Genomic DNA, 17,505 nt, shown 5'->3' on the forward strand with positions numbered 1-17,505 from the left:
TTATTACATCCTAAGCCAACTTTCTGGCACAACGTCATCTTTCTCAAAATAATACCACCAGCGTTTAGGGGCAATAACAATTTTATCATTATATGCATTTAAATAAGCCCCCCACCAACTAAATGTAGAATTTGCAATAATATTGTGATGACATCGACTCATTAAGAACATATCTTGCCAAGAGTCTTCTTTCCGATTTCCATCAATAAACACCATATTTTCTTCCCCAAAATACTCTCGCACATATTCTATATCATCAGAAAAAACATAAAAAACAGGGTGTGCCAAATGTGCCTTCATATATTCAACAGCCCGTTTAAAATAATCAATAGGACAACATAATAAAAAACCATCAAAATTGCCCGATGCATAATCTCCTCTCCTGACATGAATACTAACACTATCAGATGTCTCAATAATACGCATTAAAAATTCCTTGGTGTAAGGAGATAACATTTTTTCATCAAACGTAAATGTCTCTTTCACCTCCGATTGCACATGTTCAAAATACTTTAGACTTTGCCATGTACCACAAAGCATACAGTTTTTACGTCCATACTGAAATATGTCTTCATAAAAAATAAAATTTTCCTTTGGCCAGATTTCTTTAAAAAACCATGTTATCAATTTATAATGTGGCAAGCCACGACCACCTAAAAATTCAATAGTATGTATATAGGCTTTTTGAAACAAATTCAGCCCTTTATATGGATTTACCTTTTTAAACAACTTATCCAACTCGTATCCTTGATGGTCAAATTTCATACGACGATGCACAACAAAGCAGCATCCATCTTTACTTCGTGTGCGTAATTCGCATAAAAAGGCATACTGAAACATTACATTTCCTAATCCCCATGCAGGTATAACTATTTTCATACAACACCTCTATTGTTTATCAATTTCCGGACAATTCTTATAAAATAATACAATATACGTATATATAAATCATATATTACATAGTGACGAGAAAGCAAAAGATAACGCCCTAATCTATCATTTTTCCCATATACATAATAATAAGACTCTTTCACCACATCACTATTTTGAGAAACAAAATCTTTTAAATGGCGTATCCGCATATTTTTAGGTACTCTTCGTTCCACTTGATAGTCACTCTTTAAAATACGACGTACCAACATTTTTAAATGAAGAGGTATCCGTGTCTTGTCAATGTCAAAAGGCCAAACTGTTATCATTTTCTTCAAGAGTTCCTGATAGAGAGTCCAACATGCATATTCCGATTCGAATGGATGGATTCGAGCGGAAAGTGAAGTAAAAGGATAAGCTACATATACATAGTTTTTCGCATGTCCTAGCAGTAGATAATCACAATGTAACAAATATTGATACATAAAAAGCATATCTTCATAATAATTGATATTTTCAGGAAAGCGAATAGAGAACGTCTCTATAAGACTTCTCTTATACAATTTACCCCAAGGAAATCCGAACTCACAGATATGCTCTTTTATAAAGGCATCACCTATCTCCTGAAAAGAGAAGTAACGATCTGGCAATGATATATCAGATAATAAAACTCCCTCAATCGTAATCCGCACAGCACCTTGTATCACTAAACCATTTCCCGGAAGAGCAGACGCACTATCATACAAATCCTTCAGATAATTTCCTTGTACCCAGTCATCCGAATCAACAAAAACTATATACACACCTTTAGCTTGACACAAACCATAATTACGAGCTATACTCACTCCAGCATTCTTCTGATGAAAAACACGAATACGTTTATCCTTGCATGCATATTTCTCACAAATTTCCCCACTGTAATCAGGGCTACCATCATCTATCAATAATAACTCAAAATTTCTAAAAGACTGTTTCAGTATACTTTCTATACAACGAGGTAAACACCTTTCTACTCTATATACGGGAACAATCACAGATATTTCAGGATTACAAAGCTTCATATCAACATATGTACATAAGCGTTAATACACTAATTTATTCTTCTATTCCATGAGTAGTATGAATGAACTTTTTATTCGCCTCTTTTAACCGGAACAAATTAATTACCATCAATAAAAACGAATAGGGAACAAAGCATATTGCCTTCGCCAAACGCCATTTCCAGAAATAACGAGGTATTGCAACTATCAACGCAAGCAGCAATAGACCGAAAATAATCCACCATTTATATGCCAACGAAGGAAACCATATAGACAGGCATACGGAAAAAATAAACGTAAACCCTAATAATAGTACCCGTGAAAAAGCAGCTTGTTGAAACAACTTATCACAAAAATCCCATTTTCTACCATGAATAGCCGGGAGTAAATGACACATAAATTCTCCTAAGCTATAATATTGCGCAGACAGCCAACGCCTCCTTTGTTGATAGAAGTTTTTGGTTTTCTGTATCTTTTCATCCAGCACATAAGTATCCGGCAAATAGTGGAAAAAGACACGATGATAAAGCAATTTCATCTCTAAAACTCTGTCGAAACCGCCAACCGAAGTATTGCTCATCATTGCTTTATAAAACAGAGAATATTCAAAAGCCATACCGGAACCTATCAAAGCAGCCGACATACCCAGATTCACATGCCCCAAACGAAATATAGAATTATTTATCTCCTCACTGATCGCATCCAGATAAGCCATATCCGTATTCAGATTCTTCGCAACCCGATGTGTTTGAATGACATGTACCTCCGGATTGCCAAAAGCATTATTCACCTCTACGAGATAGGAAGGATTTATGATATTATCAGCATCTATTATTAGAGCCACATCATAGGAATCCTTATCCAAATACTCAAGGGCTGCCTTCAACGATTTCGTATTCGTACTTTTCTCAAAATCCACCTGAAGCAGCTTGATTGGTAACGCACGGAGTTTTTCGTTTGTAGAAGGCTGCATGTGATCTGAAATCACGACTACATCGTATTTATCACTTGGATAATCCTGCGCCAGACAGGCCTGTACCGTATCTATAATAACAGTATCTTCCTTATACGCAGCTATCAGCAAAGCAAACCGCTTATGCTCTTTCGCAAGAACTGGTTTATCGGGGTGATGCCGGAGCGACGCCAAACTATAAACCAATAAATACAATATATTTATCGTAAACAATACGTATAAAATCCAATCGAGTATAAGCAGTACCTGTTCCAAGATTAAAGTTTTTAATATAGTTTATCCTTATTTACGTTGCCCGCCACAGAGGCATCGAACCAATCATAATTCGTCTTATTCTGAGTCCACTTCTCATAATTCAGATAGACACCCGTAATATCCTCCGTCTCTGCCGGATAGCACCAGGAAGGTGAGGAAGAGGAAGTCCGGGGAATATCGAGTACCCACGGATAAGTATTATCCATACGATAGTATACACCTTTCGAAGCGTCGGAACGGTCAAGTTTCATGCCCAGCAAGGAAACGTCCATCTTCGAAGTGGGCGCATAATCTACCAGGTGTATCTCATGACCGCGCTCGCCATCGACGAAAATGAAGGGATTGAACCTGATGAAGTTCACTTCGGCATCAGCAAGAGGGGCGTTCAGGCCGACCGTGACCTCTGTTGCCGGTATGCTCCTGTAACTTTGGGACTTATAGGTATTGACTATTCCTGAACCGCCAAACACACTGTTCGTATTATTCCATACGATCAGGACGGCATTCTCACCGGAACCGGGGTTTTCCAACGTTGCTCCCGATACACCGTCTACCAGCCTAGCCGAAAAGGGCAATTCAATGCCAAAACCACTCTCTTTGGTTCCACCGCGTGCCACAGGCTTCAGCAACAGCTTTACCTTATCAATGCCCGAAGTATTCTTAACGCGCTTATAGGTATAATCAACCACCAAATCATTAAAATCATAGTCTCCCTTGGCAGGCCAAAGATCTTCAAAAGCCAAAGTGCCATGCTGAGCATCGAATGGGGACACCGGCTCGGGATCTATGTCATTCTCAGGAGTGATACCCTTCGGCGGATTGGCCACAATCTTAAAAAGTACATCATTATAATCGCGGTCATTTTTTACCGAAGTGTCATCCCAATAGCGTGCATCCATACCAGCTATAAGGCAATTATAATCGGGACAGGAACGTATGATGGCATTGGACTTATTGATACCTTTGCCATTCAGGCAGGGGGTGGAATAAAATAATTCATACTTCGGATAATTATAATTGGTTACCGGTGCATTTAGCGGTTGCGCAAACCAATAGGAACCGGCATCATCGATAGCGGTGCCCAGTTTTTTATACGCCGAACGGGCAAATACGAAACCAACGCGGGTATCCTTTGGGAAAACCGTATCGTATTTTCCTTTATTTTTATCCCAATATAGTAGTTGCACTTTTATACCGGATGCACATTGAACCGAATTGACATTCGGGAAAATCATTGTCAAACGCATCCCTATATCATCCGGAGTTCCATCCTCTCCTTTATAAGAATCAGCATTGGAAGCCAGTTCTCCGGCCTCATAGCTATAGTAAAGCAACGAGCCGTATCTATTATCGGCTCCAAAACCGCCATCGCCAATGTAGGTTACCCAGATTTCCGCGCCGGCATTATCCGTAACGACCAAATCACTGGAAAGGTTCAGCGCTTCCTCATTCTGAAATGACTTTTCAGGGTACCAGGAATTCACCAGGTCGAGGAAAGCGGCAGGCAGTTCTTCTTTTGTGACCAAAGGAGATTTGCCGGGAATCAGAATGCCGTTGCTGTTGGCGTCATCCGCCGCAAAAGCAGAAAAAACGTTATAGCGCTTATCGTAGATACGCTTATAAGCAATCTGTGATAAATCAACCGCCCGCGTCTCGGCACGAGTCCCTGTAAGCATGGGAAAAGCTACCGCATGGAAAGCGAGCGACATGTTTTCCGCCACATTTACTTCTTGCGTTTGTCCGTAACCGAAGGTTACAGGATATACATACAGCTTTCTTACATTTTCCGGCAAGGTGACCTGTGTTTGCAGAACGCCTTGGTTATTTGTGTAACCGGTATATACCGGTTCTACGTCGTGAGAGATACCTTCATCTGTACGGGGATCTTCAAGGTAGACATTAAATAGTACACCTCTTCCGGGATTGCCTTCAGCATTGAAAGCGGACAGAGAAAGATTTTTAGAAGATTTTAATGCGAATGAGAAAGACAGGTCAAGAGCTGGCTCGTCAGTGTTCTTGTTTGGGTCATACACATCATTATCCATGCAGGAAGCAACAGCCAAAGCGGCTATCATTGCCATCGAAAATAATGTTCTTTTCATACGTAGCTGTTTTTAATACATTTTGCTACAAAAATATACAAAATAACTGAAAGAATCATCATCTCTTTAAGAAAAAAATGTCCCATTTTTCGTAAATGGAACATAAAAACGAGCAAGCTCTCACGAACCCCTCGCCTCTGTAAGAAAAGCCATAGAGGCTTTTCTTTTAATTGCATCTAAAATTGTTACCTAAAAATCAATCTTCTTTTTACCTAAAAATCAATTACCTATAAAAACACAACCTTTTTTACCTAATTACCTATTAATCCAAAATTTATCCTATAAAAAAACTATTAACGAATCTTTTTACCTAACTAATCCCTTTATTGAAAACTTAAAAACTAATTTATTTAAAAGTCAAATTCATGAGCAGTTTCCCAACTGCGATGCAAAGGTAAGAAGATTTTCCGTGTGCGCAAACAGTTGCATATAAAATGGCATATTTTATAACATCTTTTAAAATTTATCCAGCTTCATTTACGGTTATCTATGAAAAAACAAACCACTGGAGTGGCTTTGACCCGCCAACTCCAATGGTTGTCCCCTTTAAACACCTTTAAACAAAATGAAATATCTTATTTTCTTGCTTCTGCGATATAAGCCAGAGCTTCCTTACATTTTTCCGTAACGTAAGTCCAGTCTTCCGCGGCTACCTTGTCCTTCGGGAAGAGTTTCGAACCCATACCCACACAGAATACACCGGCTTTGATCCAGGAAGTCAGGTTTTCCTGAGTAGGTTCTACCCCACCGGTAACCATCAGCTTAGACCACGGCATCGGAGCCAACAAACCTTTTACCAGTTTTGCTCCGAGAACGTCACCCGGAAATATTTTGCAAAGATCGCATCCTGCTTCCTGAGCGAAACCTACTTCTGAAACACTTCCGCATCCCGGAGTGTAGGCCACCAAACGGCGGTTGCAAATCTTAGCGATTTCAGGGTTAAACAATGGGCCTACAACGAAGTTGGCACCCAATTGCAAGTAAAGAGCAGCCGTAGCTGGATCAACGATAGAACCTACGCCCATAGCCATCTCCGGGCACTCTTTCGCTGCAAATTTCACAACCTCAGCAAATACTTCGTGAGCAAAGTCACCACGGTTAGTAAATTCGAAGGCACGAACACCACCTTCGTAACAAGCTTTCACTACTTTTTTTGCAACTTCTGCATCTTTATGGTAAAATACAGGAACCATGCCGGTTGAACCAATTTTGTTCAGCACAGCTATTTTATCAAACTTTGCCATTTTCTTATGATTATTTTTTAGCGTTGAACACGTCCACTTGCATCACCACCAGCCAATGCTTCAACTTCTTCTACCGATACCAGATTGAAGTCTCCATTGATAGTGTGCTTCAAGGCAGAAGCGGCTACGGCAAATTCGAGAGCTGCACCCTGGTTAGGCTTCGTCAGCAAACCGTGGATAATACCACCGGAGAAAGAGTCACCACCACCTACACGGTCAACGATCGGATTGATATCGTAACGTTTAGATTCGTAGAATTCTTCACCGTTATAAATCATTGCCTTCCAACCATTATGACTTGCAGAGAATGATTCACGCAAAGTAGAAATAACATATTTGAATCCGAATTCTTTAGCCATTGCCTTGAAGATACCCTTGTAGCCTTCAGCATCAGTCTTTCCACCTTCTACATCAGCGTCGGGTTTGAAGCCCAGACAGAGCTCCGCATCTTCTTCGTTACCGATACAAACATCAACAAACTGCATCAACGGCTTCATGATGGATTGTGCTTTTTCTTTCGTCCAGAGTTTCTTACGGAAGTTGAGGTCAACCGATACCGTAACGCCATGGCGTTTTGCAGCTTCACAAGCCAATTTTGTCAGTTCGGCTGCCTTATCGGAGATAGCGGGAGTGATACCGGACCAGTGGAACCAATCGGCACCTTCCATGATTGCATCAAAATCGAAGTCAGCTGCATCTGCTTCAGCAATGGCAGAATGTGCACGGTCATAGATTACTTTGCTGGGACGCATAGAAGCACCTGTTTCAAGATAGTAGATACCTACACGGTCGCCACCACGGGCAATGAAATCTGTTTTTACACCATATTTGCGCAGTGCGTTCACAGCTGATTGACCGATTTCGTGTTTCGGCAATTTAGTCACAAAGTAAGCGTCATGTCCATAGTTGGCACAGCTGACAGCTACATTTGCTTCACCACCACCATATACTACGTCAAATGAATCAGACTGAACAAAACGGGTATTTCCCGGGGTGGACAATCTCAACATGATCTCGCCTAATGTAACGACTTTCTTTCCCATAATCTTATTATTTTTTTAATATGTGATTAATTTATAACTTTCAATTTGTCATCTTAAGGCTAAAAACCGCCTTAACCACTTGATACTATGGAGAGTAAACTAAAATAAGGTTCGTTCTTCATAGCCTTCGTGTGCGGGCACAAAGATACAACAATTTTCGTAATTACAAAAATTGTCATATATTTGTGTCGAAAATATTAAGATTATTATTGTGTGCGGACACAAAGAACCGTAAATTGTTAAATCGTAATTGATATGGGGTCTGAAAGAATACGCATTAAAGATATCGCCAAAATGGCGGACGTATCGGTGGGAACAGTAGACCGGGTGATACACGGACGCAGCGGAGTATCGGAGGCCAGCCGGAAACGGGTGGAGGAAATTCTGAAACAGCTGGATTACCAACCCAATATGTACGCCAGCGCACTGGCATCGAACAAGAAATATGCATTCTCCTGTCTGCTGCCGCAACATGAGAAAGGCGAATATTGGACTGCCGTAGAAGCCGGTATCCAGGACGCACTGGTAGCGTACTCGGACTTCAATATCTCCGTGAACCTCTCCTATTACGATCCGTTCGACTATCATTCATTCGGAGATGTTGCCCGGAATATCCTGGAACAGGAGCCGGACGGGATTATGTTCGCCCCTACCGTACCGCAATATACGAAACCGTTTACAGAGGAACTAAACAAACGCTCTATACCTTATATATATATAGACTCCAATTTGAAAGATCAGCCTGCCCTCTCCTTTTTCGGGCAGAATTCGCACCAGAGTGGATACTTCGCCGCACGGATGATGATGTTGCTTGCAGGCGGGGAACGGGAAATTGTAATTTTCCGCAAGATAAACGAAGGTATTGTAGGTTCTAACCAGCAAGAGCGCCGGGAAATAGGATTTCGTGAATACATGCTGAAGCATCACCCCGATTGCCGCATCTGGGAACTGAACCTGCACGCCAAGCGAGACAGTGATGACGCACAGATGCTGAATGATTTTTTCAGAAAACATCCGAACGTAAAGAATGGCATCACTTTCAATTCAAAAGTTTACATTGTCGGAGAATATTTATTGAAGCAACAAAAAACAGACTTTAAACTGATGGGATATGACTTGCTGGAACGCAACGTGAAATGCCTGATGGAAGGCAGTGTATCCTTTCTCATCGCTCAACAGCCTGAATTACAGGGATTCGATGGCATCAAAGCATTGTGTGACTACCTGATCTTCAAAAAGGAAGTACCAAGAGAAAACTTTATGCCGATAGACTTGCTTACGAAGGAGAATATTGAATTTTATTCAAATAAATAATAAAGTAATTATGGAAACTAAGTACCTTAAAATCAACCCTGCGGATAATGTAGCTGTCGCTATCGTGACACTGCCGGCAGGAGAAAAGCTCACGGTGGACGGGACGGAAATCACTCTGAGTGAGGAAGTGCCCGCCGGACATAAATTTGCATTGAAAGACTTTGCAGAGGGCGAAAACGTCATTAAATACGGGTACCCTATCGGCCATGCACGCATGGCTAAGAAACAGGGGGATTGGATGAATGAGAATAATATTCAGACAAACCTGGCTGGGTTGCTGGACTATACATACAATCCGACAAGCGTTACGCTGGACATTCCACACAAGGATCTGACATTCAAAGGTTATCGTCGTAAAAGCGGCGAAGTGGGAATTCGCAACGAGGTGTGGATTATACCGACCGTAGGTTGCGTGAATGGTATCATCAACCAGCTGGCCGAAGGTCTGCGCCGGGAAACCGGCGGCAAAGGAGTGGATGCGATTATGGCATATCCGCACAACTATGGATGCTCGCAATTGGGAGACGACCACGAAAACACTAAGAAAATCCTGCGGGACATGGTATTGCACCCCAATGCAGGTGCAGTGCTGGTAGTGGGCTTAGGCTGTGAAAACAATCAGCCGGATGTGTTCCGTGAGTTCCTGGGAGAATATGACGAAGACCGTGTAAAATTCATGGTAACGCAGAAAGTAGGAGATGAGTACGAAGAAGGCATGAAACTGTTGCGGGAGCTGTATGAAAAAGCCAGCAAGGACGAACGTGTGGATGTACCCCTGAGTGAATTGCGAGTAGGCTTAAAGTGTGGCGGATCGGATGGTTTCTCCGGTATCACAGCCAATCCGCTGTTGGGTATGTTCTCCGATTTCCTGGTGGCACAAGGTGGTACGAGCGTATTGACGGAAGTTCCGGAAATGTTCGGTGCAGAGACCATATTGATGAACCGTTGCCGCAACAAGGAATTATTTGAAGAAACTGTGAAACTGATTAACGACTTCAAGGAATACTTCCTTTCACATGGCGAACCGGTTGGTGAAAATCCGTCTCCGGGAAACAAGGCGGGTGGTATCTCAACTTTGGAAGACAAAGCCTTGGGATGTACGCAGAAGTGTGGCAAAAGCTACGTGGAAGGTGTGTTGCCGTATGGTGAACGTCTGAAAGTAAAAGGATTGAATTTGTTGTCAGCTCCGGGAAATGACCTGGTGGCAGCAACAGCACTGGCTTCCTGCGGTTGCCACATGGTATTGTTCACCACAGGACGCGGCACACCGTTCGGAACGTATGTGCCGACCATGAAGATTTCCACCAACTCTATACTGGCAAAGAATAAGCCGGGATGGATTGATTTCAATGCAGGAGTTATCGTGGAAAACGAGCCGATGGAAAAGACCTGCGAACGGTTTATCGATTACATTATCCAGGTGGCAAGTGGTGAATTCGTGAACAACGAGAAGAAAGGTTACAAGGAAATCGCAATCTTCAAAACGGGAGTTACGCTATAACAATTGACAATTGACGATTGACAATTGACAATTAAGAGATAGAGGGCGGGCAAAAACTATTTTGCTCCGCTCTTTGTTTTTTATAATTTTGCAGCGGATTAATGTTTCACCACAGAGTCTCACTGAGTTTAATCAATTTGAAACCCAAAGAATAGAACTCCGTGATACTCCGCGTTACTCTGTGGTGAAGAATTCATAACCCGACAGAAATTAATTCCTCTAACGGCCCGAATGCCTTACGTGTTACAATATATATTAAAATGACAAATACAGCGAATAAACGAAAAGGTGGATGGTGGGCACTGAGCCCGCTGGCGGTATTTTTATGCCTTTACCTTGTGACTTCATTGATTGTAAACGATTTCTATAAAGTACCTATTACGGTAGCATTCCTGTTGTCATCTTGCTATGCCATCGCACTGACGCGCGGATTGAGTCTGGAAAAGCGGGTGTATCAATTCTCGGTAGGAGCCAGCAATAAGAATATCATATTGATGATATGGATATTCATCCTTGCCGGAGCTTTTGCACAGAGCGCCAAACAGATGGGAGCAATCGACGCTACAGTAAACCTGACTCTGAGCATACTACCGGACAACCTATTACTGGCAGGAATTTTCATCGCTGCCTGTTTCATTTCACTTTCCATCGGCACCAGTGTGGGAACAATTGTAGCCCTGACACCCGTAGCCATCGGACTGGCGGAAAAAACCGGTATCGATCTGCCATATATGGTTGCCATTGTAGTGGGCGGTTCATTCTTCGGAGATAATCTCTCATTTATTTCGGATACAACAATTGCATCCACCAAAACACAGGATTGTGTGATGAGGGATAAGTTCCGGGTGAACTTTATGATTGTGGTCCCGGCAGCACTGGTCGTACTATGTATCTATATATTCCAAGGATTATCAATATCGGCCCCTGCACAGACGCAAGCGATTGAATGGATAAAGGTTATCCCCTACCTCATCGTATTGGGCACGGCAGTGGCTGGCGTAAATGTAATGCTGGTTTTGCTGCTAGGTATCCTCAGCACAGGCATCATAGGTATTGTTACAAGCGGAACAGACATAAGTACAGCTTTCTTCGACTGGTTTGGCGCCATGGGAACAGGTATCACGGGAATGGGAGAACTTATCATCATCACTTTACTTGCGGGCGGCATGCTTGAAACCATCCGGTATAATGGAGGCATAGATTTCATAATCTCCCGCCTGACACGTCACGTAAAAGGCAAGCGAGGTGCAGAATTGAGTATCGCCGCACTCGTCAGCGTTGCCAATCTATGCACCGCCAACAATACCATCGCCATCATTACCACCGGACCGATAGCCAAGGACATCGCCCAACGCTTTCATCTGGACCGCCGGAAGACCGCCAGTATCCTGGACACGTTCTCCTGCCTGATACAAGGTATCATTCCTTACGGAGCGCAACTATTGATTGCCGCCGGATTAGCGGGAATCTCTCCCATCAGCATTATCGGCAGTTTGTATTATCCGTTTACAATGGGAATATGTGCATTACTGGCAATATTGGCGAGATATCCACGGAAATATTCGTAAAAAATCTCCCATACCCAATAAAAAATGAAAATATTGAAAAAAAATATGGCAAAAGATGATGCATTATTGAAATAGAATGCGTTACTTTGTACCCGAACAATAAGAAAGTTTATTTGATTTGATTATTTCACGTATGTATTTCCTCTGCATTGAGTATTTCCATCTCTGACCTAACAACTTCCAAAAACTTTGTTTATTGAATTATTAATTTATTATTTTATTTAGATTTATGAATTTGTATGTAGGTAACCTGAATTACAAGGTTAGAGAACAAGACTTGAGAGATGTTATGGAAGAGTACGGAACAGTAGATTCAGTAAGAATCATCACTGACCGCGAAACAAGAAGATCCAAAGGATTTGCATTTATTGAAATGCCGGATTCTACAGAAGCATCTAACGCTATCAATGCATTGAACGGTGCTGAATATGTAGGTCGCCCGATGGTAGTTAAAGAAGCATTACCGAAGAATTAATTATTCTCAGATAATACGTCACTAAAAGGATGGATTTCATAGAAATCCATCCTTTTTTGTTAGGAACTCTTTGTCAATCAAAATAAAAGCCCTACCTTTGCAACCGCTATTACGAGATAGTAGCATAATTCAAATCATTTATTTAAAACATTATTTAAAATGGCAACAAAAATCAGATTGCAAAGACATGGACGTAAGAGCTACGCTTTCTACTCTATCGTTATTGCTGATGTAAGAGCACCACGTGATGGTAAATTTATTGAGAAGATTGGTACGTACAATCCGAACACCAATCCTGCCACAGTAGATTTGAAGTTCGACCGCGCACTTGACTGGGTTATGAAAGGTGCACAACCGACTGACACTGTTCGTAACATCTTGTCACGCGAAGGCGTTTACATGAAAAAACACCTTTTAGGTGGCGTTACCAAGGGCGCATTTGGCGAAGCTGAAGCAGAAGCTAAATTCGAAGCTTGGAAGAACAACAAACAAAGCGGTTTGGCTGCTCTGAAAGCTAAAGACGAAGAAACTAAGAAAGCTGAAGCAAAAGCACGTCTGGAAGCTGAAAAGAAAGTGAACGCTGAAAAAGCTAAAGCATTGGCTGAAAAGAAAGCTGCTGAAGAAGCAGAAAAAGCTGCCGCTGAAGCTCCTGCTGAAGAGGCAACAGAGGCTCCCGTTGCTGAAGCTGCCGCCGAATAATAGTAAGCACAGTGCGATTACGAAAAATGGGATTAAAACTATAAAATCCTCTCCGGTTATGCCGGAGGGGATTTTTTATTGACTATCTTTGTAGCCACATATTTTTACTTAATAATAAAAGCAATGAAAAAATTTATCTATCTGCTCGCTGTGGCTGCTATCGTTGCCGCCTGTAGCGGAAACAAAGGTTACGTGGTAACCGGAACCGTAGAGGGTGGAGCTGACGGCGACACCGTATTTTTGCAAAAAGTAGACGGAAGAAATCTTGTAAAAGTAGACTCCGCAGTAATCACCAAAGGTACATTCACCTTCAAAGGCGTACAAGATACTGCTGCGAACCGTTACGTAACCTGCAGACCGGCAGGAAAAGAAGGTATCCTGATGGACTTCTTCCTTGAAAACGGTAATATCAAGATCAATTTAACCCGCGATAATGACTCTGCTACCGGTACGCCGAGCAACGATGCTTATCAGGGAATCAGAGCTCAGCTGAATGATCTGAACAAGCAAATGATGACTATATACGAGTCCATGTCAGATACTACACTGACTGACGAACAGCGCGAAGCCAAAATGAAGGAAATGAACGATCTGCAAGAAAAGTCAATGGAGATCACCAAGGCAGGTATCGCTAAGAATATTACAAACCTCGTAGGTGTTCATTTGCTGAAGAATAACTACTACTACCTTGAAGTAGACGAACTGGATCCGTTGATGCCGCAAATTCCCACTGAATTTGCTAACGATGAAGTTATCATCAAGATCAAAGGAAACGTAGAAAAGATGAAAGCTACCGCTGTAGGCCAGAAGTTCACAGATTTCGAAATGGCAACTCCTGACGGAAAACCGGTGAAACTGTCTGACTATGTAGGTAAAGGTAAAGTGGTACTCATCGACTTCTGGGCAAGCTGGTGTGGTCCTTGCCGTCGCGAAATGCCGAACCTGGTAGAAGCTTATGCTCAATACAAGAACAAAGGTTTCGAAATCGTAGGTGTATCTTTGGATCAAAGTGGCGAAGCATGGAAAGATGCTATCGAGAAACTGAACATCACTTGGCCGCAAATGTCTGACCTGAAATACTGGAATTGCGAAGGCGCTCAGTTGTATGCAGTAAGCAGCATTCCTCACACTGTATTGATCGACGGTGAAGGAACTATCATCGCACGCGGATTGCACGGTGAAGAATTGCAGAAAAAGTTGGCTGAAGTATTGAAATAATCTTTGTCCGGAAAAGAATAATCACAGTCAAGGAATTATTCTTATAGTATAAGTTCCCTTGTTACAAATACATGTAGCAAGGGAGCTTTTTTGTATCTACCTACTACACAGAGTTTTCCATTTTGAACAACTTTAGAAAACCGACTAATACAGAAAGTTATCCACTTTACACTTTTACACAACTAGAAATCAATTGATTAACATATTTTAGACCGACAAAAGTTTTCCAAAAACAAAAACTCACAGATAAGTTTATACCTTTGCACTCCCAATTCTAATGGATAACTAAAAAATTAAAACGAGACCATGATACAGACTGTAATCAAAAGAGACGGACGTATAGTCGGTTTCAATGAAGAGAAAATAGTAACTGCCATCCGTAAAGCAATGTTACATACGGATAAAGGCGAGGACCTGCAATTGATACGCCAAATCACAGATCATATATCTTTCAAGGGAAGTGCACAAATGACGGTGGAAGCCATTCAGGATGCCGTAGAAATGGAACTGATGAAGAGTAGCCGGAAAGATGTAGCACAGAAATATATCGCTTACCGCAATCAGCGCAGCATTGCCCGTAAAGCCAAGACGCGCGACATGTTTCTGGAGATTATAGAAATAAAATCCAATGACGTAACACGGGAAAATGCAAACATGAATGCCGATACCCCGGCAGGCATGATGATGAAGTTTGCCAGTGAAACGACCAAACCCTTTGTGGATGACTATCTGCTAAGCGATGAAGTACTGGAAGCCGTAAGCGGCAATTACCTGCATATTCATGACAAGGACTACTACCCTACCAAGAGCCTGACATGTGTTCAGCATCCATTGGATCGTATTTTGACCTGCGGCTTTTCTGCCGGACACGGTGAATCCCGTCCTGCCAAACGCATCGAAACAGCAAGTATCCTGGGATGTATCTCACTGGAAACTGCACAGAATGAAATGCACGGCGGCCAGGCTATCCCGGCATTCGACTTTTATCTGGCACCCTACGTACGCAACAGCTATATCGAAGAAATCAAGAATCTGGAAGAGCTGAACGGAAAGGATTATTCACATCTATATCAGAAAGAGCTTACAGACTATCTGCAACAGCCGCTGGATGGACTGTCCGACGAGAAACGCATTGTGCAACATGCCATTAACAAGACTGTAGCACGTGTACATCAGTCAATGGAAGCATTCATCCATAATATGAATACCATTCACTCACGCGGTGGTAACCAGGTAGTATTCAGTTCTATCAATTACGGCACGGATACATCTGCCGAAGGACGCTGCATCATCCGCGAACTTCTGAAAAGTACCTATCAAGGTGTAGGTAACGGCGAAACAGCCATATTCCCTATTCAGATATGGAAAAAGAAACGTGGTGTGAGCTATCTGCCGGAAGACCGGAACTATGACCTCTACCAGCTTGCCTGCAAAGTGACGGCCCGCCGCTTCTTTCCGAATTTCCTCAATCTGGACGCTACTTTCAACCAAAGCGAAGAGTGGAAGGCAGATGACCCGAAACGCTATCAGCATGAAGTAGCCACCATGGGATGCCGTACGCGTGTATTCGAAAACCGTTTCGGACCGAAAACTTCAATCGGACGCGGAAATATCTCTTTTTCTACCATTAATATCGTACGCCTGGCTATCGAGTGTATGAAGATAGAAGATGAAGAATTGCGTATAGCCAAATTCTTCGCAAAACTGGATTCAATGCTCGAAGTCACTGCACGCCAACTGCACGAACGTATGGAATTCCAGAAAACTGCATTTGCCAAGCAATTCCCATTGCTGATGTCTGCCCTATGGGTAGGTTGCGAAAAACTGAAACCAAACGATACAATTGCCTCTGTTATCAATCAGGGAACGTTGGGCATAGGTTTCATAGGTTTGGCAGAATGTCTGGTTGCCCTTACTGGCAAACATCACGGAGAATCGGAAGAAGCACAAAAACTGGGAGTAAAAATAGTAACTTATATGCGCGACCGCGCCGACCAATTCTCTGATCAGTATCACCATAATTACAGTGTGCTGGCTACGCCTGCCGAAGGACTATCCGGCAAATTCACAGGGGCAGATCGTAAGAAGTTTGGTGTATTGCCGGGAATTACAGACCGGGATTATTACACTAATTCCAATCATGTGCCTGTATATTATAAGTGTAGCGCCCGCCATAAGGCAGAAGTGGAAGCTCCGTATCATGAACTGACACGTGGCGGACATATTTTCTATGTAGAAATAGACGGTGATGCGACACACAATCCTGAGGTCATCATGCGTGTAGTGGACATGATGGACCAGTATAATATCGGATACGGCTCAGTAAACCATAACCGCAACCGCTGTCTGGAATGCGGATATGAAAACTCTACTCCGAATCTGGAAGCCTGTCCGAAATGTGGCAGCACGCACATCGATAAGTTACAACGTATCACCGGTTACCTGGTAGGTACTACCGACCGCTGGAACAATGCCAAACTGGCGGAACTCAACGACCGTGTCATTCATAACTAATCACTAATCGTTAATCACTAATCACTATCAACGTGCTTTCTATCCTTGACATTATAGAAGATACTACAGTGGACGGTCCGGGCTTCCGGACCTCCATTTATGCTGCCGGATGCCCGAACAGATGCCCCGGTTGCCATAATCCTGAATCCTGGGATATCAACCGGGGACGCTGGATGTCGACAGACGAAATTCTGGCGAAAGTGCTTGCCGACAATTTTGCAGACGTAACATTCAGTGGCGGAGATCCGATGTACCAACCCGAGGGATTTACAGAACTGGCATGTGCCATCAAGGAAAAAAGTAACAAGAACATCTGGTGCTATACAGGATATACTTTTGAGACTCTGCTACGCAATCCACTACAGGCCAAACTGTTGCAGTATATCGATGTACTGGTAGACGGGAAATTCAAACAGGAACTACGGGATGAAAGCCTGTGCTTCCGCGGAAGTAAAAACCAACGCTTGATTGACGTACAGGCTTCATTACAGGCAGAAGAGGTAGTGACATACAACTATAATCCCGTACCTCGCATTGCTTAATAATCAGTATGAAGGTGTGTCAAAATAAGGATTAGAACACAAATTACACAAATAATGGTTTTTTAGGCTTCTGATAATCAGAGCTTATCTGATTTGTTATTTGCGTAATTTGTGTAATTTGCGTTCTTTTATTCAGTTTTGACACAC

General features: G+C 42.5%; 14 protein-coding genes. 8 read left to right on the forward strand and 6 right to left on the reverse strand.

The annotated features are described in order from the left end of the window. Window positions 1-3: 3 nt before the first annotated feature. The 6 genes from BN161_RS17815 to BN161_RS17845 all read right to left on the reverse strand — a co-directional run bounded on the left by BN161_RS17815 (window position 4) and on the right by BN161_RS17845 (window position 7,527). On the reverse strand, window positions 4-879 hold the full coding sequence (locus BN161_RS17815; protein WP_044268905.1) for an alpha-1,2-fucosyltransferase: 876 nt from the start codon (window positions 877-879) through the stop codon (window positions 4-6). Continuing rightward, window positions 876-1,931, reverse strand: a complete 1,056-nt coding sequence (locus BN161_RS17820) for a glycosyltransferase family 2 protein (protein ID WP_044268908.1) — start codon at window positions 1,929-1,931, stop codon at window positions 876-878. The genes BN161_RS17815 and BN161_RS17820 overlap by 4 nt, the downstream gene beginning before the upstream one ends. A gap of 34 nt (window positions 1,932-1,965) precedes the next feature. Next, complete coding sequence (locus BN161_RS17825; protein WP_044268911.1) at window positions 1,966-3,138, reverse strand: glycosyltransferase; 1,173 nt, start codon at window positions 3,136-3,138, stop codon at window positions 1,966-1,968. An 11-nt stretch (window positions 3,139-3,149) separates the two neighbouring features. Further along, entirely contained in the window at window positions 3,150-5,240 is a 2,091-nt protein-coding gene (locus tag BN161_RS29510) for an LruC domain-containing protein (protein WP_044268914.1), read from the reverse strand. A 575-nt stretch (window positions 5,241-5,815) separates the two neighbouring features. Further along, window positions 5,816-6,484 (reverse strand): bifunctional 4-hydroxy-2-oxoglutarate aldolase/2-dehydro-3-deoxy-phosphogluconate aldolase, encoded by a 669-nt coding sequence (locus BN161_RS17840; RefSeq protein ID WP_044268920.1) that lies wholly within the window; start codon window positions 6,482-6,484, stop codon window positions 5,816-5,818. Window positions 6,485-6,501: 17 nt separating this feature from the next. After that, on the reverse strand, window positions 6,502-7,527 hold the full coding sequence (locus tag BN161_RS17845; RefSeq protein WP_022210192.1) for a sugar kinase: 1,026 nt from the start codon (window positions 7,525-7,527) through the stop codon (window positions 6,502-6,504). Between the two features lie 255 nt (window positions 7,528-7,782). Between BN161_RS17845 and BN161_RS17850 the strand changes: the two genes are divergently transcribed. From BN161_RS17850 to nrdG, 8 genes are all read left to right on the forward strand, one after another. After that, window positions 7,783-8,841 carry a LacI family DNA-binding transcriptional regulator gene (locus tag BN161_RS17850; RefSeq protein ID WP_007218685.1) on the forward strand — a complete coding sequence of 353 codons (1,059 nt, stop codon included), beginning with the start codon at window positions 7,783-7,785 and terminating at the stop codon, window positions 8,839-8,841. Between the two features lie 10 nt (window positions 8,842-8,851). Further along, a complete protein-coding gene (locus BN161_RS17855; protein WP_044268963.1) occupies window positions 8,852-10,342 on the forward strand; it encodes a UxaA family hydrolase in 1,491 nt (496 codons plus the stop codon). Window positions 10,343-10,602: 260 nt separating this feature from the next. After that, window positions 10,603-11,910: a Na+/H+ antiporter NhaC family protein gene (locus BN161_RS17860; protein WP_044268926.1), complete on the forward strand. Its 1,308-nt coding sequence runs from the start codon at window positions 10,603-10,605 to the stop codon at window positions 11,908-11,910. Window positions 11,911-12,139: 229 nt separating this feature from the next. Continuing rightward, window positions 12,140-12,385, forward strand: coding sequence for an RNA recognition motif domain-containing protein (locus tag BN161_RS17865; RefSeq protein WP_025834286.1), 246 nt, complete (start codon window positions 12,140-12,142; stop codon window positions 12,383-12,385). Window positions 12,386-12,544: 159 nt separating this feature from the next. Then, complete coding sequence (locus tag BN161_RS17870) at window positions 12,545-13,084, forward strand: 30S ribosomal protein S16 (RefSeq protein ID WP_044268932.1); 540 nt, start codon at window positions 12,545-12,547, stop codon at window positions 13,082-13,084. 123 nt (window positions 13,085-13,207) lie between these two features. Beyond that, complete coding sequence (locus BN161_RS17875; RefSeq protein ID WP_044268935.1) at window positions 13,208-14,302, forward strand: TlpA disulfide reductase family protein; 1,095 nt, start codon at window positions 13,208-13,210, stop codon at window positions 14,300-14,302. A gap of 306 nt (window positions 14,303-14,608) precedes the next feature. Further along, on the forward strand, window positions 14,609-16,816 hold the full coding sequence (locus BN161_RS17880) for an anaerobic ribonucleoside triphosphate reductase (RefSeq protein ID WP_044268937.1): 2,208 nt from the start codon (window positions 14,609-14,611) through the stop codon (window positions 16,814-16,816). Between the two features lie 32 nt (window positions 16,817-16,848). Next, the gene (nrdG, locus tag BN161_RS17885) at window positions 16,849-17,358 is read left to right on the forward strand and encodes an anaerobic ribonucleoside-triphosphate reductase activating protein (RefSeq protein WP_007218695.1); all 510 of its coding nucleotides are present in this window, start codon (window positions 16,849-16,851) and stop codon (window positions 17,356-17,358) included. The last annotated feature ends 147 nt before the right edge of the window (window positions 17,359-17,505 follow it).

This window comes from Bacteroides timonensis (genome assembly GCF_000513195.1).
GTDB classification, from domain to species: Bacteria; Bacteroidota; Bacteroidia; order Bacteroidales; family Bacteroidaceae; genus Bacteroides; species Bacteroides timonensis.